Consider the following 18,818-nt stretch of genomic DNA (forward strand, 5'->3'; position numbering starts at 1 on the left):
CACCACGCTGCCCGTTCCTGCCGCGAATGGGACGAATCGTGCGCTCTTTACCGAAATGTCGCCTGAGGGACTGTCGGGCGTGTCGCGCCCGCCTCGGTGGTCCGGCCACGAAGTGAGGTGTGCGGCGTACGACGAAAGGCCGACGCCGGGCCCGGCTACCTGAGGCGGCCGGACCCGGCGTACGGGCTGGCGTGCCTACCGGAGGTAGCCGACGACGTCCGCGATGAGGTGACTGGCCGGGCTGCCGGTGCCGCCACCGACGGCCAGCACGACCTTGCGGTCGGTGCCGATCCCGACGACGACCTCGTTGGCCTGGTTGACGCCCTTGCGGAAGTTGACGTTGGACGTGCCCGGCTGCGCGGTCCCGAACGGGTAGGCGACGACGAAGCCGCTGTCGATCTGGTCGGTCGAGGTGACGTTGAGGATCACGCCCTTGGCGTCGGCGGGCACCGACGACGGCAGCGTCACCGTGACGGGAGAGCTCGACGTACGCCGCGAGGTGCTCGTGGTGCCCTTGCCGGTGCGGGTGTCGAGCACCCGGTCGGGCGAGGCGAGCGGGGTGAACCGCGTCGACCCGGACACCGCCGAGGGCACGATCGCCCCGACGACGTCGACGATGAGGCGGGCCTGGCCGCTCGAGAGCGTCAGGCGGACCTTGCCGTCGGCGGAGACCCGCGTGATGACCTCGTTGGCCTGCACCTGGTTGGCCGCGAAGTTGACGTTGGACGTCGGGGGCTGGGTCGTGCCGGTCGGGTAGGCGACGACGAAGCCGGGCTGGCTGGGCGAGGCGATCGTCACGTTGAGGATCGCCCCGGTCGCGCCGGCGGGCAGCGACGACGACAGGTCGACGTCGACCGACGACGAGCCCGACGAGCTGCCGATGTTGCGGGCCAGGGCGGCGCCGAGGACGCGCTTGGGGGCGAGCGTCGTGAGGTAACCGGTCGTGCCCGCCTCCGGCGTGAAGTAGCCAACCAGGTCGACGACGACGTGCGCGCGGCCGGTGCCGTTGACGAAGACCGTCGCCTTGCGCCCGGCCAGCGCCGTGACGACCTCGTTGGCCTGGGTCTGGCCCTTCGCGAAGTTGACGTTGGACGTCGGCGGCTGCGTGGCTCCGAACGGGTAGACGACGACGAAGCCGCCGGTCTCCGGCTGGGTGACCGTCACGTTGAGCACCGCACCGGTGGCCGAGGCCGGGATGCGGCTGGTGAGGTCGAGGGTGACCGCGCCCTTCTTCAGGCCCGCGCTGGTGCCGGTGCCGTTGCGGCTGTCGATGACGCGCACCGGGCTGGTGAGCGCCACGAAGCGGTCCTGCTCGGCGGTGACCGCGGAGGTCGCCGTGCCGGTGCCGGCCGCGCCGATGCCGCGCAGGTTGGTCGCGACGACGGAGATCGTGTACTGCGTGCCGGCAGTCAGCCCGGTCACGGTGGCGCCCGTGGTGCTGCGGTCGGTCGGGTAGGTGATCGTCCCCGCCGACGGGCTGAGCGTCACGGTGTAGGAGGTCACCGGGCGGCCGCCGTTGCCCGCCGGGGCGGTCCAGGTCAGCGCCAGGGTGCCGCCGCTGCCGGAGCCGGCCACCGAGGTCGGGGCGCCGGGCACGGTGTAGGGCGTCGCGGTGACCGGGTCGCTCGCCGGGCCCTCGACGTCGTTGCCGGTGGCGAGGACGGTGAAGGTGTACTGCGTCCCGTCGGTCAGCCCGGTGACGACCGCGGTGGTCGCGGTGCGGTCGGTCGGGTAGGTGACGGTGCCGGCGGCCGGGGCCACCACCACGCGGTACGACGAGACCGTCCCCGCCGGTGCGGTCCAGGACAGGTCGGCCGTCCCGGCGGCGCGCGTCACGCTCGCGGTGACCGCGGTCGGCTTGGCCGGCGCGGCCGGCGGGGTCTTCGCCAGCGTCGTGCTCGCCGTCGGGCCGTTGTTGCCGAGGCCGTCGGTCGCGACCGCGGTCACGGCGATGTCGGCCTTGTCGGCCAGCGTCGAGATGTCGAGCGTGGTGCTCAGCGACGTGCTGGTGAGGTCGGTGAGGGTCTTGGTCACCGTGGTCGTGCCGTCCGTCGCGCGGATCACCACGTCGGCGCCGGTCTCGGACAGCGTGCCCGTGACCGTCGTGGTCGTGGCCGGGCGCTGCACGTCGGTCGCGGCGAGGCCGGTGATGCTCGGGCCGGTCGCGTCGACGGTGAAGGTCTTGCTGTCGCTGCCGGTGTTGCCACGGTCGTCGACCGTGGCGACGGCGACGGTGTGGGCGCCGTCGGTCAGCGGGTCGGTCGGGGTGAAGGTCGCTGTGATCCGATCCGCGCTGAAGGTCGTCGAGCCCGGGACGGCGGTGCCCCCGCGGGTGACCGTGACGGTCGTCGCGGACGTGACCGGCTCGGTGAAGGTCACCGTGATCGTCGCCGGTCGGGCCACCGTGGAGCCGTCGGCCGGGGTCGTCGAGGCGATGGTCGCGTCGACGGTGTCCTTCACGAAGGTGGTGGTGGTCTGCATGCCGCCGTTGCTCGCGTTGCCGACCGCGTCGGTGGCGAGCGCCCGCGCGGTGAGCTGGCCGTCGGCGAAGCTGCTGACGTCGACGGTCGCCGAGAAGGTGCCGGTGGAGGCGTCGGCCGTGACGGTCGGGCCGGCGACGGTGGTGGAGCCATTGGTCACCGAGGTGGCGACCGACGCACCGGGCTCCGTCGTACCCGTGATGGTGGTCGTCGACGGGGCGGCGTTGCCGTTGGCGCTGCTGGCCGCGAGCGGGTCGACGACGGGCGCGACAGTGTCCTTCGCGACGGTGACGACCGAGGGGTCGCCGCTGTTGGCCTTGCTGTCCTTGGCGACCGCGCTGACGGTCAGCGGGCCGTCGGCGAGCAGCGAGACGTCGATCTGGGCGGTGAAGGCCCCCGGGGAGGTCGCGGCCGGGGTCGGCGAGGCCGAGGTGGTCTTGCCGTCCTTGTCCGTGACGGTGATGACGACCGTGGTCGAGGCCTCGTTGGTCTGGCCGGTGACCGTGGTCTTGCCAGCGGAGGCGCCGCTGACCGGGGTGCCGGCGAGCATCGTGATGCCCGGGCCGGTCGCGTCCTTGGAGAAGGTCGCGCCGCGGGTCGCGCTGGTGTTGCCCGCCGCGTCGGTCGCGGTGATCGTCGCGTTGATGACGCCGTCGGCGAAGGCCGCCGCGTCGACCATCACGGAGTAGCTGCCGTCGCTCGCGGCCGTGACCGTCTGGGTCGCCGTGGTGCTGGAGCCAGCCTGCGACAGCACGACGCGCACGAGGCTGGCCGTTTCGGCGGTGCCGGCGACGGTGGTCTTCGGCGCGGCCTGGGTGGTGTCGCTGGCGGTCGCCGCACCGGGCTGGGCCGGGGCGACGGTGTCCTTGACTGCGTCGAGGGTGTTGCTCACCGGGCCGGGGCCGTTGCCCTGGGAGTCGGTGGCGACCGCGGTCGCGTGGACCGGGCCGTCCTCGAGCGTCGTGACGTCGATGTTGCCCGTGGTGAAGGTGCCGTCCGCGGCGATGACCACCGGGGTGCTCGAGACCGTGGTGGGGTCGGGCATGCCGAGCACGTCCGTCGCCTCGTCAGCGATCGTGACGACGACCGTGCCGCCCGCCTCGCTGATCGGCATGGTGCCGCTGACGCGGACGGACGTCTTGCCGGCGTTGCCGATCGGGCTGGGGACGATCGTCGTCAGGGTCGGAGCGACGGGGACCGTGCCGTCGACGATGAAGGGGATGGTGCCGGTGACATCGGGGTCAGCCGCACCGCCGGTGCCGCTGAACGGCGCTGCCTCGCGGCCGGTGTAGGAGGCGACGTAGCTGCCGTCGGCGAGGTCGGCCGTGGGGTCGAAGACGATCGTCCGGCCGCCGTCGGCGTAGGAGGTGTTGCCGGCGACGAGGATGTTGCCCGGCGAGGTCCGCAGCTCGATCGGCGACACGACGGACTCGTCGACTGGCTCGTTGAAGGTGACCCGGACGTTGGACGACGACGCCGCCTTGCTCCCACTCATGGGGCTGGTGCCGACGAGGGCGATAGCGACGGTGTCCTTGGTGGCGGTGCGCGCCGCCGACACGGCGCTGGTGTTGCCGGCCGCGTCGGTCGCAACGGCGGTCGCGTTGAAGACGCCCTGGGCGAGGCCGGTCGCGTCGAAGGTGCCGTTGTAGCTGCTCGAGGCCGCGGGGATCTCGGTCAGCACGGTCTTGACGCCGGCCGAGTCGGTGATGGTGACGACGACGCTGCTGCCCGCCTCGCGGGTGCCGCTGAAGGTGACCGCGGTGAGGTTGCCGGGGATCGCGTCGGCGAGCTGGCCCACGACCGGCGCGGCCGGGACGAGGGTGTCCTTGGTCTGGGTGGCGCTGGCCGAGGTGGTCGAGTTGCCGGCCGGGTCGGTCGGGTCGGCGGTCGCGGTGAGGGTGCCGTCGTCGAACGACGAGACGTCGAAGGTCGCGGTGAAGCGACCGTCCGCGGCGATCGGCACGGTGTCCGTCAGCGTCGTCGGGGTCGGCGGCAGGCCCGCGTCGGGACCGCAGCAGATCGTCACGACGACGGTCGTGCCCGCCTCGGCGGGAGTCGTGCTGCCGTCCTTCTGCGCGATGCCGGTGACGACGACCGCGTTGTCGGTCGCCGCGTTGATCGCCTTGCCGTCGTTGACGGTCAGGCCGCCGACGGTCGGGACCGTGACGTCCTTCTGCAGGGTGCCGGTGCCCGTCGGGGAGACGTTGCCCTCGGCGTCGGTCGCGACGACGGAGAACGTCAGCGTCCCGTCCGCGAACTGGTAGGGGTCGATGTCGAAGCTGTAGGTCGAGCCGAGCGCCGAGGTGCGGGTGATCGTCGTGTTGGCCACGTCGGTCACGGTGAGCACGAAGACGGCCGGATCCGCGGCTGCGACGCCACCCGACACCGTCACCGGGTTGCCCGTGCCGGGGTTGCCGCTGTTGACGACCGTGATGGGGTCGCCACCTGCCGTGAAGGTCGGCGTCGGCGCGACTGGTGCGACGACGTCCTTGGTGACCGTCGTCGTGCTGGCCGTGCGGTTCTGCGCGGCGTCGATGGCGGTCGCGGTCACCGTCAGGGTGCCGTCGGTGAGGGAGGTGACGTCGAAGGTCTCCTCCCACGTGTTGCCGTTGCGCACGGGGGAGCGCACCAGGTCCTCGGTGCCGGTGTTGGTGTCGGCGATCCGCAGCTCGACGCTCGCCTCGGGGGACGTGGCGGTGACCCGCACCATCGTGCGCTGCGCGTTGTTGACCGTCGGCGTCGGGACGACCACGAGCGTCGGCGCCGCCGGCGGGGTCGCGTCCTTCACCGTCGTGCAGGAGGCGTCCGCCCCGAGCAGGTCCGTCGCCGTCAGCGTGATGGTGCCGTCGGCGAGGTCGGTGACGTCGACCTCGCCCTCGAACGTCGTGAGGCCCGTCGAGGTGGCCGCCGCGGGCGTCGTCTCGTCGGTGCCGTCGCTGGCCGTCACGACCTGCGGCCCCCCGCCCGTGCCTGTGTAGGCGACAGCGGCCTGGTTGGCGGCGTTGACCGGGTTGGTGACGCAGGTGAGTGCGCTCGCGGCCTGGGCCGGCGAGAGCACGAGCCCCGACAGCGAGAGGGCGACCGCAGCGGTCACGGCGACGGGGACGCGGGCGAAGCGCATGGTTCTCCTGAGGGCAGCCGCGATGTGGCGCGGCAGGACGAGCACGGGGTTCGGGCACGAGGGGTCAGACCGCCTCGTGGACAGTCTTCGGCACCAGAGTGGGTCATCCTGGCGCCGTTGGTGGGGAAGTTCGGTGAACCTCACCGCTCGACCTGCCGTGAATCCGGACAAAACGGATGAAGTGCCCGGCTCTCAGCCCCCGGTGCACCCGCGACAGGTGCCGAACACCGCGAAGTGCCCCACGTCGACCGCGAACCCGTGGGCCTCCCGCAGCGCCTCCACCGCTGGCGCGACCAGCGCCAGCGACGCCTCGGTCACGCCCTCGCAGGCGCGGCAGACCAGGTGAACGTGGTCGGCGTCGGTCGCCAGGGAGTACGTCGGAGCCCCGTGCCCCAGGTGGGCGTGGCGGATCAGGCCGAGCTCCTCGAGCAGCTCGAGCGTGCGGTAGACGGTCGAGATGTTGACGCCGCTCGCGGTCTCGCGCACGGCCCCGGCGATCTCGTCGGGCGTCGCGTGGCCGAGCGCACCGACGGCCTCGAGGACGAGCTGGCGCTGCGGCGTCAGCCGGTAGCCCTTCTCGCGCAGCGCGCTCTGCCAGTCCGCACCCACCTGCGCACCGTCGCGGCCCATCCCGCGAGACTAGATCGCGTGACCGTTCTCGCCCTGCTCGGCCCACCGCCCGTCGTCGTCGACCCCACGACCCCGGTGGTGCGCGCCGACGACGTCGGCCTGCTGCGCGGGGAGTCGGTCTTCGAGACGCTCCGCATCGCGGGCGGCTCCGTGCGCCTGCTCCAGGCGCACCTCGACCGGATGGCCCGCTCGGCTGCCCGCCTCGACCTCGCACTGCCGGGCGGGTGGGACGAGCTCGCCCGCTGCGCGGCTGCGGCGTACCCCTCCTCCGAGGGCTCCCTGCGGCTGGTCTGCACCCGCGGCGGGGTCGGCTTCGCGCTCGCGTCGGAGATCCCCGCGGTCACGGTCGCGCAGCGGGCCGGCGTGTCGGCCGTGACGCTGCCGCTCGGGGTCCCCGCGGGCCTGCGCGCCGACGCCCCGTGGCTGCTCGGCGGGGTGAAGGCCACGTCGTACGCCGTGAACATGGCCTCCCTGCGCGCCGCCGAGGCCGCCGGCGCGGACGACGCGGTCTGGGTGTCGACCGACGGCTACGTGCTCGAGGCCCCGACCTCGACCGTCGCGTGGGTGCGCGACGGCGTGCTCGTCTCGCCGGACCCGGCCGACGTCTCGACCCTTCCCGGTACGACGCTGCAGGCCGCCCTGTCGGTGTGCCCGGTGCCGTGGGAGCTGCGGCGCGGCACCGTCGCGGAGCTCGCCGCCGCCGATGAGGTACTGCTGCTGTCCTCAGTACGCGGCGTCGCCCCGGTCACCCGCCTCGACGGCCGGGTCCTGCCCGTCGGCCCCGTCACGGCCGCCCTCGCCGAAGCCTTCGAGGCCCTGCTCCTGCGCTCCTGACCCCCACGCCCTCTCCTCCCTCCCCGCGCCGGCCCCCTCTCCACCTCCCGCTTGTACGCCGCTGTCGGCGCTACGGGGCCCGCTAGCGCCGACACGGGCGTACAAGCGGGGGGGGTTGGTGGCGGGGCTGGCTGTGGGCTGACCGGGCGGTCAGTCGTCGGTGTCGGGCTCGTCGGGCTCGTCGTCGGAGCCGCTGCCGCTGGAGTCGTCGGTGCGGTCGTCGGAGTCGTCGGGCTCGTCGGCCTCGTCGTCGGAGTCACTGTCCGAGCCGCTGCCGCTACCCGAGCCGCTCGAGGTCGAGTCGTCGCTGTCGTCGGACTCGCGGTCATCGAACTCGCGGTCGTCGGAGTCGTCACTGCTGTCATCGCTGCTGTCGTCGCTGCCGCGGCCCGAGTTGTCGTCGGAGTCATCAGAATCGGAGTCGTCGTCGGAGTCGTCGTCGCTCGGGGTGGGCTTCGGCGTGGGCGCCTCGGTGGACCGGGTCGTGACCGGGGGCGCGATCGTCTCGACCGGCGTCGGGGCGTCTTCGTCCAGCGAGTCGTCATCCGTGGCGTCGTCGTCGCGGGTCGGGAGGTCCCAAGGCGTCAGCGCGTTGACGGTGCCGGCGACCGCGGTCTGCGCCGGGCCGGGCAGCGCGTTGGCCGCGGCGGCCCCGACGAGCGAAGCGGCCAGCGCCGCCGCGACCGACGCGGCGAGCGCGGCGACCCGGCGGCGTCCGCGGGGGGCGGCCGGGCTGACGACGGCCTGCAACCCCGACGGCAGCGCGACCTCGCCCGAGGGCAGCGCGAGCACCGAGGTCGGGTCGGCCTGCGACCACGTCACGGCGGCCGGCGCGGCCGCCGTGACGTGACCGATCGCCTCGACGCCGAGGGGGGACGGAGCGTCGAGACCGATGAAGGCGGCCAGGGCCGCGGAGGGCGCGACGGGTGCCGCGGTCGAGGCGGCGCGCAGCTCGGCGAGCAGTTCGCTCAAGCCGGGCTCGCCGGGGACCGATCGTCCTGACAGCAGGGATTCCACCGCCCGGTCGTCGAGCCCGGCGGTGTCGTCTGCGTCGCGGAAGTCGGTCATCTCAGGGCTGTCATCGTCGGAGTGGCTCACGGGGTTACGCCCCGGTCCGCGAGCTGCGCCTTCAGCGCCAGCAGCCCGCGCCGCTGCAGCTGCTTGACCGAGCCCTGCGACCGGCCCATCGCGGCCGCGACCTGCTCGACGGACAGATCACCCACCAGGCGCATGAGCAGCACGTCGCGCTGGTCGTCCGGGAGCGAGGAGAGGATCCGGCGTACGCCGTCGACCTCCAGCGACGCGAGCGCCTCCTGCTCGGCGGACGGTGCGGTGCGGGTGTCGTGGTGGGGCTCGAGCTCGACGGTGGGCTGGCGGCGGGACTGGCGGCGCAGGTCGTCGACGAGGCGCGCGTGGGCGATCGCGAAGGTCAGCGTCCGCAGGCCCGCCACCCCGCCGGTGACGCCCGGCAGCCGGGGGAACAGCGCGAGGAACACCTCGCTGGTCAGGTCGTCGGGCTCGAGCGCGCCCCGGCCGCGCAGGTAGCCGGCGACCTGCGGCGCGAGCGTCTCCCACACGACCCGCAGGGCCCAGGGCTCGCCGAGGCGGGCGGCCTCCCAGGCGTCCTCGAGCGCGGTCACGCTGCGAGTGTGCGGCCTGGCCTGCCCGGGCACGCGAGGGAGCCGGACCTCGGTGAGGTCCGGCTCCCTGCGCGGTTCGGGCGCGGTCACGCTCTGCGGCTCAGTCGCTCAGGCGGGCGCGGGCGTCGTACGCGGGTCAGTCCTCGTCGCTGTCGTCGTCGTCCTCGTCAGCGTCGCTGTCGTCGTCGCTGTCGTCGTCCTCGTCAGCGTCCTCGTCAGCGTCGTCCTCGTCGTCGTCGCTGTCGTCGCTGTCGTCGTCGCTGTCGCGGGAGTCGTCGTCACGGTCGTCCGAGTCGTCGTCGTCCTCGCGGGAGTCGTCGTCACGGTCGTCGCTGTCGTCGTCGTCCTCGCGGGCGTCGTCCTCGGCCTCCTCGGCAGCCTTCGCGGCGGCCTTGGCGGCGTCCTTCGCGGCCTTCTCAGCGGCCTTCTGCTCGGCCTCGGCAGCCTTCGCCGCTGCCTTGGCGGCGTCCTCAGCAGCCTTCGCGGCAGCCTTCGCCTCGGCCTCGGCGGCCTTCTCGGCAGCCTCGCGGGCGTCCTCGGCAGCGTCGTCCGCGTCGTCGTCGCTGTCGTCGACCGTGCTGACCGTGACCGTCTGCGGCCCGCTGAACGGGTTGTCCACCGGCACCACGCCCGCGGCCGCACCCGCGCCGAGGGTCGTCACGGTCGCGACGCCGGCGACGGTGGTCTTGACGAGCAGGCCGCCGGTGGCGAGCTTGGTGATGAGGATCTCGACGAGGGGGAGCACGGCGACCTCCGGGGTCGGGGTGAGGGACGGTGGGCCGGCGCCGACCAGGTGGCCGCGCGCCGTACTGGTCCCGTCATCGCCCGACCCGGCTGTGGGGTTACGCGCCCGCCCGCCGCTCCGCTTCCCCGCGCCCTCCTTCCCGCCTGTGCGCAGGTGTCGGCGCTACGAGGCGCTGGTGCGCCGACAGCGGCGCAAAGGCCGCAGCCGCCCGCGGAGCAGTCCCGCTTGTGCGCGAGTGTCGGCGCTACGGAGGGCGCTTGCGCCGACAGCGGCGCACAAGCCGCAACGGAGCCGGCGCGGACGCCCGGGGGCGCGGACGTCCCGAGGCGCGGACGTCAGGAGGCGCGGTTGCGGGCGGCGCGCTCGAAGACGCGCTCGCCCTTGCGTCGCAGGTCCTCCGGCCGGTAGACGGTCTCGTCGTAGGTGTAGCGGAACACCTCGAACCCGTCCTCCCGGATCGCGTCCTCCCGCCGCTTCTCCTTGCGCAGCGCGAAGCGGTCCTCGTCGTACTTCAGCATTCCGTCCGCCTCGCCCACGACCCGTCGCCGCAGCCACGCGTGGTCGACCCGCACGTCGGAGTGGTCGACCAGGCCGCGCAGCCATGCCTGCGGCTCCGGCGGCTCCCATCCGAACTCGTGGAACCGCCACCGCGCCATCGACTCGAGCCCCGACTCCGACCGGTCGTCGGCGAACTCGACCATCTCCCGCGCGAGCCGCACGCCCGGCCAGCCGCGGCACTCCTCGACCACCCGCCGGAGGCTCTCCCGAGTCGCGCCGAGCCGCAGCGCCGAGTCCATCGCGACCACGGCGAGCAGCGGGTCACCCCGGCGCGCGAGGTCCACCGCGGTCCGCTCGAGCATCGAGACCAGCACGCCGTCGACCTCGATCAGGTGCGACCTCGGCAGCTCCGACACCAGCGGCGCGGGCGCGGTCCCGCCGGGACGACCCTCGCCCTTCACGCGCACCCGGCTCACGGTCGGCGGTCCCGTCCACGGGCGGACGAGCCACAGACCGTGGTACGCCGCAGCCGCCTCGTGCGTCACCGCCACCTCGTCTCCCGTGGCCGCCGCCGCCGCCCGTGCCGCGGCCCAGAGCTCGGCGCGCCGCTGCGCGTAGCGGTCCGGCTCGCGGCCTTCCGCCAGCAGGGGGCGCGGGCCGTCCGGCGTAACGATCAGCGGACCGGTCGGTGGCGGGATGATCGGCGGCAGCGGTGCGCTGGCCGAGCGGTACACGCCCCGTCGTACGGTCAGCAGCCGCCCCGCTCGGAGCTCCGTGTCGAGCTGCCCGGTCGTCCAGCCGGCCGCGAGGGCGGCGCGGCGCGTGAAGGCCCCCGTGGGGACGTCCGGCCGCACCGAGGGTCGCCGCCCGGCCGCCGGGAGCGGTGCGTCAGGCGTCCCCTCAGGCGGGCACGGCGCGTCGTCCATCCGCGCACTGTCCCGCGCTCCGCAGACGACCGTCCGCGGTTGTCCACACCCCTCGCTCCAGCCCCTGCCCACTACCCCCGCTTGTGCGTGGGTGTCGGCGCTACAGGGTCCCGTAGCGCCGACACCGGCGCACAAGCGGAAGGTTGGGGGGTGGCGGGCGGGGCGGAGCGGGGCGCCGTGCGGGCGGCGCGGTCGGAGGGCTACGCGGCGTCGGGGGCGGTGTCGGCGGCTTCGGCGCGCAGGAGCTCCTCGGAGTGCGGCCCGAAGGCCAGGTCCAGCAGCAGCGACAGGGGGATGCCGCTCTCCAGCAGGTCCATCACAGCAACGTCCTTCGTCTACAGGGCCTCGGGGGAAGGCCCTACAGGGATCGACCACTGCCGCCCCCGTTCCGAAGTACCGACCGGGTGACGCTGCACTCACCCGTACATTCCTCCATGTGGCCCATGGGAACGCGCGCCTCTGGGTCATCAGCGGGTGGTTCGCGGCCTCTGCCCTCGTGACGGCGTGGTTCGCGACCGGTCACGCGAGCGCCCCGGACGACGGCCTGCTGCAGCTCGACGTCTTCACCTTGTCCGAGCGGGTCGACGGCCTCGACGCCGTCGACGGCCGCCCCACGATGGTGGTCGTCCCCGGCAGGGGATGCCCCGCGCGGACAGCGCGCCTGTCGTCGTACCCCGTGGTCCTGCGCCAGGACCTCGCCCGTGTCCTCGCCCTGCCACGCGCTGCCACGACGTGCCAGCCCGGCTACGTCCTGCTCGACGGCAGTGGCACGGTCCGCTACCGCACCTACGACCCCGGCTGGGCCGAGCACGCCGAGGAGCAGGAGATCTTGCTCGAGCACCTGGACGACCACGGATGAGTCCCCGGAGCGCCGCCCGCTGGGCCGCCGTCGCAGGGATCGTGGCAGGCATCGTGGCACTGCAGTACGGCATTGCCACCGCCTACCACTCCCGTGGCACGTGGTGGCACTACCTGCTCCACCAGCAGGTCGGCTGGGGGCTCGGTCTGGCAGTCGGTGCCACGGTCATGGTGACGACCCGCCGGTGGGTCAACCCGCTCGGCGCCGCGCTCGCCGGCCAGCTGCTGAGCATCGCGCCCGACCTCGCCTTCCGCTACCTGCGGATGCCGCACGACCCGCTCATGGACGTCTTCGCCGGCCACATCTCGATCCACCGCGGCCTCAGCCCGGTGCTGGTCACGTGGGCCTTCCTCACGCTCGGCTGCGCGGCCTGGCTCCTGGCCTCGGTACGACGCGACCGCTCCGCGGTCGGGGCCGCCGCGCTGGCCGCCCTGCTGCTGACCGTCGCCTGCCTGACGGCCGACCCGCTGCCCGAGCGGCTGGCCGACTTCCCTTCCGACAGCACCCCAGTAGCATTCCCATCTTGATGGTAGCCTCATGGTATGAGAACTACCATCGACAGGGCCGGACGGCTCGTCGTGCCCAAGGAGCTACGTGACCGCATAGGGCTCGTCCCGGGCGAGGTCGAGATCGAACTCGACGGCGCAGCGCTGCGGCTCGCGCCCGTCGCCGCTGACCGCGTGCACGAGATCGGTGGCCGCCTCGTCGTGAGCAAGACCGGGGTGCCGTTGTCCGACGACGACGTGCGGGCTCTGCGCGATGCCGACCGTCGCTGAGCTGCCGCTGCCGCTGCTGCTACTGGACACCAGCGTCGCCGTCCCGTGGCTCGTTGAGGATCACGAGAGCCACGTCGCCGTCGTGGAGGCTCTGCACAGCCGCGTCCTGGGGCTCGCCGGCCACGCCGCTTTCGAGACGTTCTCGGTCCTGACACGGCTGCCCGGCGACCAGCGGGTCAGCCCCGCCGTGGCCGCTGCTTTGCTAGCGCGCGGCTTCCCCGAGACCCGCCACCTCAGCTCCGAGCGCTCGACAGCCCTCCTCGACTCCTTCAGCCGACTGCGGGTCTCGGGCGGTTCGGTCTACGACGCCCTCGTCGCAGCCGCGGCCGTGGAGCACGGCCTCACGCTTGTCAGCCGCGACGCGCGTGCGCTCGCGACCTATGACGCCGTGGGCGCAGAGGTGCGCTACCTCGACGGCTGACCGGCTCGGTCCAGCGCTTCCCAGTGCTCGTCCTCGAGGTGCCCGCTGCGGCAGATCGCCGCGGTCAGCAGCAGCGCCACGACGGAGAGCACGAGCCAGAGCGAGAGCACCCACGGGAGCACCGACAGCACCATGGCGACCTCCAGGTCAGCGGACCACTGTCCGCCTTCGCGGTCCCATCGGCGCATGACACGCCGGCGTGAGCGACCCGCGGATTTTCCGATGACAGACCCGGGATCGCGTCGTACCGTGGTCTCACACGGGAGAGGAGGTGGTCCAGAATCAGTACTTCTGGGACTCGTGAGGTGGCTGTCCGCTAGGACGCCGTAGCAAGGACAGCTTGCTGGATCACCGCGCGCCTTCTACGGGCGTCACGGCGACTCCAACGACAGGCACCAGACCCCCGGGCGCCGGCCCAGTCCGACCGGCCCTCACCACCAGGTGAGGAAGCGCCCGGGGGTTCGCCATGTCCACACCATGCCCGCTCCGCACGCCAGATGGCTGACGCCAGGGCCGCCTGCCACATGGTCGGCTGCCGTACGAAGCAGCACCGAGTGTCCTCATGGAGTTCGACCACGTCACCGGCACCGGAAGCGAGACGTCGGTCGACAGCTCCGCGACGCAGGCATCCTGCAGCGTCTGCTCGGCTAGGGTCTGCGCCACCCGACTCACTGGCGCGAAGCAGACGGAGGTAAGGGCACGTGGTGGCGGAAGCGCGCCCTCAGAAGGCAGGATTGACCACCACCGTGGTCATCCGGTGCCTCAACGAGGAGGAGCACATCGGCCGGCTGCTGACCGGCCTTTCCCGGCAGGCCGTACCCCCGGACCAGGTGGTCGTCGTGGACTCGGGCTCCACCGACGCCACCCTCGACATCGCTCGGCGGTTCGACGCCGAGGTCCACCACATCGCCCCTGAGTCGTTCTCGTTCGGGAGGGCTCTCAACGTCGGCTGCCGGGCTGCCACTGGCGACGTGCTGCTCTTCGTGTCAGCTCACGTCTACCCGGTGCACACCTCCTGGCTGCAGGACATGGTGGCTCCCTTCGTCGACCCGGCCGTAGCCCTGTCGTACGGCCGCCAGATCGGCAACGAGCAGACCCGCTTCAGCGAGCACCGCATCCTCGACCGCTGGTTCCCGCCGCGCAGCGACCCGGCGCAGCGCCACCCCTTCTGCAACAACGCCAACGCCGCGGTGCGCCGTTCGCTGTGGGAGAGCTGGCCCTACGACGAGGAGTTGACCGGCCTGGAGGACCTCGCCTGGGCGAAGAACGCGATCGAGCACGGTCACAAGGTGGCCTACATCGCCAGCGCACCTGTCGTCCACGCGCACCGGGAGACCTTCTTGCAGGTCGCCAACCGCTACCGGCGCGAGGCGATCGCGCACAAGGCGATCTACGAGGACCAGGAGATGCCTGCCGGGGAGGCGGCCTGGCTGGCGCTCCTCAACGCCGGCAGCGACCTAGCCCACGCGACTCGGGAGCGGCGACTCCGGGAGGCTGGCGACATCTTGTCCTTCCGGACCGCGCAGTTCCTGGGCACATATCAGGGCTTCCAGCAGGCCGGTCCGGTCCGGGCGGACCTCAAGCGGCGCTTCTACTATCCAGCCGCTGTCCGCCCCGGCGCGCGCGATCTGGGAACCGACCGTGTCATCGACTACGGAGCGACCCCCGAGGAGGGCGCGTGACGCACATCGTCGGCCTGGTCCCCATGCGGCACTCGAGCGAGCGCGTGCCAGGGAAGAACTACCGGATCCTCCAGGGGCGGCCGCTGTACCACCATGTCGTACAGGCCCTGCTCGACTCCGGAGTCGTTGACGAAGTGCTCATCGACACCGACAGCGAGCTCATCGCAGAGGACGCCGCCCGCAACTTCCCGCAGGTTCGGGTCGTCCCTCGGCCTGAGCACCTGCTCGGCGGTGAGGTGCCGATGAACGCGATCCTGTTGCACGACGTCACGCTTGCCGAGGCCGACCTCTACCTGCAGACCCACAGCACCAACCCCCTCTTGCAACCCACGACCGTGCGGCGGGCGGTCGAGGCGCTGATGGCGGCTCCGGAGCACGACAGCCTCTTCGGAGTGACATCGCTCCAGACCCGGCTCTGGTGGGCCGACGGCACGGCCGTCAACCACGATCCGGCGGTGCTCCTGCGCACGCAAGACCTCCCGGCGGTCTACGAGGAGAACAGCAACATCTACCTCTTCCCCCGGGATGTCTTGGAGCTCCGCGGCAATAGGATCGGCGAGCGGCCGATGCTCTTCCCCATCGACCGTGCAGAGGCATGGGACATCGATGAGCAGATCGACTGGGACGTCGTGGAGGCGCTGATGGCGCAGAGGGCGGCGGAGCGTGGCTGACCGGGTCCTCATCACCTGCCCGCAGATGGGCGTGAGCTTTCCCCAGTTCGCGCACCGCTTCCAGTCGCAGGGCGTCCTCGTCGACCTGCCCGAGGTGGTCCAAGCGCTGTCGGAAGCCGAGCTGCTGGACGTGATCGACCGCTACGACGGCGTCATCGCAGGCGACGACCAGTTCACGGCGGCTGTCTTGGAAAAGGCCGCGGGTCGACTGAGGATCCTGTCCAAGTGGGGGGTCGGCGTCGACGGCATCGACCGCGACGCCGCTGACCGTCTCGGCATCCTCGTCACCAACACCCCGGGCACCTTCGACGGCGAGGTCGCCGATGTCTGCGTCGGCTACCTCGTCATGCTCGCGCGACAACTGCACGTGCTCGACGCTGGCATCCGGGGCGGCAGCTGGCCGAAGGTCGAAGGAACGTCGCTCGGCGGAAAGGCGCTCGGCGTGGTCGGGCTCGGCGGTATCGGCTTCGCGCTGTGCAAGAGGGCCCTCGCCATGGACATGCGGGTGCTCGGCGTCGATGCCGACCCTGCGATGCGCGAGCGCGCTGCGGCCGCAGGGGTCATCGTGCGCGAACTGGACGAGGTCCTGCCCGAGGTCGACTTCCTCAGCCTCAACTGCCCGCTGACCGCCGCCACCCGCCATCTGCTTGACGCGCACTCGCTGTCTCGCATGAAACGGGGTGCCCGCATCATCAACACGGGTCGTGGGCCGCTGATAGACGAGCTTGCCCTGGTCGAGGCCCTGCGTTCCGGGCAGGTCGGCGGTGCCGCCCTTGACGTCTTCGAGACCGAGCCGCTCCCCTCCGACAGCCCGCTGCGCGACCTGCCCAGGGTCATCTTGGGCTCCCACAACGGCAGCAACACCGCGGAAGGAGTGGCCCGAGTCAGTGCCCGCGCGGTCGACAACCTGCTCGCGGGCCTCCGGGCCGAGCGGACCGGGCCCGCCGCGTGACCCGGACCGCCGTCGTCACCGGGTGTGAGGGCGGCATCGGATCAGCCGTCGTGATGCTCCTGCGCGAGCAGGGCTGGCGGGTCGTGGGCCTTGACCGCTCTGGGGTGCCGGCGCTCGCCGGGACACACCGTCGGATCGACGTCGACCTGACCGACCCGGCGGACGTCACCCGGGCGGTGGAGCTGCTGGCCGAGGAGGCGCCCGCCGGTCTCGTCAACAACGCGGCCGAGCAGATCTTGCGGCCGCTACGCGACCTGACGGCGAGCGAGCTCTCGTCGGTCCTCCAGGTCAACGTGGTCGCTCCGCACCAGCTGACGGCTCGGCTGGCAAACACACTCGAAGCGGTGGTGAACGTCGCTTCCGTGCACGCACTCGCGACAACGGACCAGATGGCCAGCTACGCAACCAGCAAGGCGGCACTGGTGTCCTACTCGCGCGCAGCGGCGGTAGAGCTCGGGCCCCGCACCCGTGTCAATGCGGTGCTCCCCGGCGCAACGGACACCCCCATGCTGCGAGCTGGCTGGGACCGCGACAGCACACGCACACCACAGCAAGCACTCGCCGCGCTGGAGTCACGCACACCTCTCGCACGCATCGCAGGACCGCGGGAGATCGCCCACACGGTGGCTTTCCTGCTCGACGACGAGCGCAGCGGGTTCATCACAGGGCAGTCGTTCGTCGTGGATGGCGGCGTGACGGCGAGGCTGGCCTCGGAGTGAGCGACGTGGTGTTCGTCTCATGGGTGCACCACGGGCGCAGCTCAGACCTGGCAGAGCGGCTCGGGGCCACCCCTGTCTTCATCACCTCCGACGCGCGCCGCACGCCAGCGACCGCGTTGTGGCGCTGGACCGTACAGCTGAGTCGGACCATCGCGCTGCTGATGAGACTGCGGCCCAGGTGCCTCGTCGTGATGGCCCCCCCAATACCTCTCGTCGCGCTCGCGGTCCTGTATCGGCGACTGCCCGGGCGTCGCCTCGCCATCGACGCGCACACCGGTGCGGTCCTGCGGATGCACTACGGAAACCGACCCAACCGCGTGCTCCCGCTTCTCGCCCGGCACTCCGACGCCGTCATCGTCACCAACGCGCCACTTGCCGGTCATGTGGAGCGAGCGGGGACATCCGTGCTCGTTCTCCACGACCCGCCGGCACGAGCTGCGCCTGCCGAGGACCCGGACGGCTCCGTGCTGTTCCCCTGCGCCTGGGCACCCGACGAGCCGCTGGCGGCCGTGGCCGAGGCTGCGAGGTCGATACCGCGAACGCCGTTCGTGTTGACGGGGACGCCGCGCGGCGCCGGCGCGCAGCTGGACTGGCCACCTAACGTGACCTTGACGGGTTGGCTCCCTGACGAGGACTACGCCAGCCACCTGGCAAGGTGCTCGGTGGTGCTCGCCCTGACGACGCGGGAGCACACCATGCAGCGCGCGGGCTACGAGGCCTTGGCCGCGGGCAAGCCGCTCGTCGCAAGCGCAACTACCGCGCTGCGCACCTGGTTCGCGGGTGGGACGATCTTCGCCGAGCACAGTGCGGCCGATCTCACCGCGGCGGTGACCACGGCACTGGAGCGGGCCGACGAGCTGACCGAGCAGATGGTTGCGCTGCGTGCGGTGCGCGCGGACGACTTCGAGCGCGACCTCAGCGCGGTGCGCGCCGCCCTCGCGCTCTGAACCGACTGCCGCCCTCGCCTGGAACCAGCGGAGTCGCCAGACCCTGCAGCCGTAGCCGCAGCTCGCCGTCCGCCATCCGACCTGTCCGGGCGCGCAACCGCCAGCTCAGTCGCGCCGCCAATACCCAGACCCGGGCGGCTCTGGGACCCCGCCAGGTGGCGAGGTAGTGGAGCAGGCTGCGGGTCGGGTGGTCGACGCCGGCGAAGTCGTCCTGGGCGCGCGAGGCCCCACCGACGTGCTCGGCGACTGCTGTCGCACACAGCTCCACAGTCCATCCGGCCAGCGCCATCCGGTGCGCGAGGTCGATCTCCTCATAGGCGAGGAAGTACGTCTCGTCGAAGCCGCCCACCGCGTCCAGCGCGGCTACTCGCGCGAGCATCACCGCGCCCTCGACGTAGCCGACCGGCCCGTCGCGGACCTCGTCCACGGGCGTGCGCCGCGCGGGCAGCAGCCGGCCCACCGGAGCAGGCAAGAGGGGGCGCAGCTCGGTGGCGAGCGTCGGCAACCGACCCGATGACCACGAGGGCCGCGCGTTGGCGGTCAACCGTGGCGCAACCAGGCCGAGCCGAGGCCGTGCCGAGGCGTAGGCGAGAAGGGCCCGCAGCGCCTTGGCGTCGATCACGGCGTCGGGGTTGAGCAGCAGGACCCACTCGCACCGGCCAGCGAGGTGGCGCCAGCCGGTGTTGCAGCCCGCGCCGAAGCCGACGTTGCCCTGCTCCAGGACCTCCGCGCCGAGCAGGCGGGCCACGGCTGCGCTGCGATCCGGGGAGCCGTTGTCGACCACGACGACGCCCGCCAGCTCGTCGCGCGGCAGTGGTGCCAGACAGGCCGGGAGGTACTCAGCGGAGCGATAGGCGACGACGACGACGCCCACCGGCGCGAGCGCGTGCATGCGGGCATGATGCCAGTCGGGCGAC

Annotated in this window: 18 protein-coding genes; 10 read left to right on the top strand and 8 right to left on the bottom strand. The window is 72.5% G+C overall.

Annotation, left to right across the window (positions count from 1 at the left end):
* Positions 1-195: 195 nt before the first annotated feature.
* Positions 196-5,601, bottom strand: coding sequence for a fibronectin type III domain-containing protein (locus tag Q8R60_10945; protein MDP3712983.1), 5,406 nt, complete (start codon positions 5,599-5,601; stop codon positions 196-198).
* Between the two features lie 192 nt (positions 5,602-5,793).
* The gene (locus Q8R60_10950; GenBank protein ID MDP3712984.1) at positions 5,794-6,231 is read right to left on the bottom strand and encodes a transcriptional repressor; all 438 of its coding nucleotides are present in this window, start codon (positions 6,229-6,231) and stop codon (positions 5,794-5,796) included.
* Between the two features lie 18 nt (positions 6,232-6,249).
* On the opposite strand from Q8R60_10950, the gene Q8R60_10955 reads away from it, so the two are divergent.
* Positions 6,250-7,065 carry an aminotransferase class IV gene (locus tag Q8R60_10955; GenBank protein ID MDP3712985.1) on the top strand — a complete coding sequence of 272 codons (816 nt, stop codon included), beginning with the start codon at positions 6,250-6,252 and terminating at the stop codon, positions 7,063-7,065.
* Positions 7,066-7,215: 150 nt separating this feature from the next.
* Here the strand turns inward: Q8R60_10955 and Q8R60_10960 are convergent, their stop codons facing one another.
* The 4 genes from Q8R60_10960 to Q8R60_10975 form a co-directional block, all read right to left on the bottom strand.
* Positions 7,216-8,133 (bottom strand): hypothetical protein, encoded by a 918-nt coding sequence (locus Q8R60_10960; GenBank protein MDP3712986.1) that lies wholly within the window; start codon positions 8,131-8,133, stop codon positions 7,216-7,218.
* Between the two features lie 26 nt (positions 8,134-8,159).
* The gene (locus Q8R60_10965; protein ID MDP3712987.1) at positions 8,160-8,705 is read right to left on the bottom strand and encodes an RNA polymerase sigma factor; all 546 of its coding nucleotides are present in this window, start codon (positions 8,703-8,705) and stop codon (positions 8,160-8,162) included.
* 136 nt (positions 8,706-8,841) lie between these two features.
* Complete coding sequence (locus Q8R60_10970; GenBank protein ID MDP3712988.1) at positions 8,842-9,450, bottom strand: hypothetical protein; 609 nt, start codon at positions 9,448-9,450, stop codon at positions 8,842-8,844.
* A gap of 335 nt (positions 9,451-9,785) precedes the next feature.
* A complete protein-coding gene (locus Q8R60_10975; protein MDP3712989.1) occupies positions 9,786-10,874 on the bottom strand; it encodes a hypothetical protein in 1,089 nt (362 codons plus the stop codon).
* Between the two features lie 436 nt (positions 10,875-11,310).
* Between Q8R60_10975 and Q8R60_10980 the strand changes: the two genes are divergently transcribed.
* The 4 genes from Q8R60_10980 to Q8R60_10995 are packed head-to-tail and all read left to right on the top strand — an operon-like array spanning position 11,311 to position 12,930.
* Positions 11,311-11,733, top strand: a complete 423-nt coding sequence (locus Q8R60_10980; GenBank protein ID MDP3712990.1) for a hypothetical protein — start codon at positions 11,311-11,313, stop codon at positions 11,731-11,733.
* The gene (locus Q8R60_10985; GenBank protein MDP3712991.1) at positions 11,730-12,260 is read left to right on the top strand and encodes a hypothetical protein; all 531 of its coding nucleotides are present in this window, start codon (positions 11,730-11,732) and stop codon (positions 12,258-12,260) included. The genes Q8R60_10980 and Q8R60_10985 overlap by 4 nt, the downstream gene beginning before the upstream one ends.
* Before the next feature lie 15 nt (positions 12,261-12,275).
* Positions 12,276-12,509 carry an AbrB/MazE/SpoVT family DNA-binding domain-containing protein gene (locus tag Q8R60_10990; GenBank protein ID MDP3712992.1) on the top strand — a complete coding sequence of 78 codons (234 nt, stop codon included), beginning with the start codon at positions 12,276-12,278 and terminating at the stop codon, positions 12,507-12,509.
* Positions 12,493-12,930 carry a type II toxin-antitoxin system VapC family toxin gene (locus Q8R60_10995; protein ID MDP3712993.1) on the top strand — a complete coding sequence of 146 codons (438 nt, stop codon included), beginning with the start codon at positions 12,493-12,495 and terminating at the stop codon, positions 12,928-12,930. The genes Q8R60_10990 and Q8R60_10995 overlap by 17 nt, the downstream gene beginning before the upstream one ends.
* Here the strand turns inward: Q8R60_10995 and Q8R60_11000 are convergent.
* On the bottom strand, positions 12,915-13,118 hold the full coding sequence (locus Q8R60_11000; GenBank protein MDP3712994.1) for a hypothetical protein: 204 nt from the start codon (positions 13,116-13,118) through the stop codon (positions 12,915-12,917). The genes Q8R60_10995 and Q8R60_11000 overlap by 16 nt on opposite strands.
* A gap of 546 nt (positions 13,119-13,664) precedes the next feature.
* Between Q8R60_11000 and Q8R60_11005 the strand changes: the two genes are divergently transcribed.
* From Q8R60_11005 to Q8R60_11025, 5 genes are all read left to right on the top strand, one after another.
* The gene (locus Q8R60_11005) at positions 13,665-14,612 is read left to right on the top strand and encodes a glycosyltransferase (protein ID MDP3712995.1); all 948 of its coding nucleotides are present in this window, start codon (positions 13,665-13,667) and stop codon (positions 14,610-14,612) included.
* Entirely contained in the window at positions 14,609-15,283 is a 675-nt protein-coding gene (locus tag Q8R60_11010) for an acylneuraminate cytidylyltransferase family protein (GenBank protein MDP3712996.1), read from the top strand. Before Q8R60_11005 ends, Q8R60_11010 begins: the two co-directional genes overlap by 4 nt.
* Entirely contained in the window at positions 15,276-16,235 is a 960-nt protein-coding gene (locus tag Q8R60_11015; protein ID MDP3712997.1) for a phosphoglycerate dehydrogenase, read from the top strand. The genes Q8R60_11010 and Q8R60_11015 overlap by 8 nt, the downstream gene beginning before the upstream one ends.
* Positions 16,232-16,954: an SDR family oxidoreductase gene (locus Q8R60_11020; protein ID MDP3712998.1), complete on the top strand. Its 723-nt coding sequence runs from the start codon at positions 16,232-16,234 to the stop codon at positions 16,952-16,954. The genes Q8R60_11015 and Q8R60_11020 overlap by 4 nt, the downstream gene beginning before the upstream one ends.
* 191 nt (positions 16,955-17,145) lie before the next feature.
* Positions 17,146-17,901, top strand: coding sequence for a glycosyltransferase (locus tag Q8R60_11025; GenBank protein ID MDP3712999.1), 756 nt, complete (start codon positions 17,146-17,148; stop codon positions 17,899-17,901).
* Here the strand turns inward: Q8R60_11025 and Q8R60_11030 are convergent.
* Positions 17,870-18,793: a glycosyltransferase family 2 protein gene (locus tag Q8R60_11030; protein ID MDP3713000.1), complete on the bottom strand. Its 924-nt coding sequence runs from the start codon at positions 18,791-18,793 to the stop codon at positions 17,870-17,872. The two genes, Q8R60_11025 and Q8R60_11030, sit on opposite strands and share 32 nt — an antisense overlap.
* Positions 18,794-18,818: the final 25 nt, after the last annotated feature.

The organism is Mycobacteriales bacterium, from assembly GCA_030697205.1.
Lineage (GTDB): Bacteria > Actinomycetota > Actinomycetes > Mycobacteriales > SCTD01 > JAUYQP01.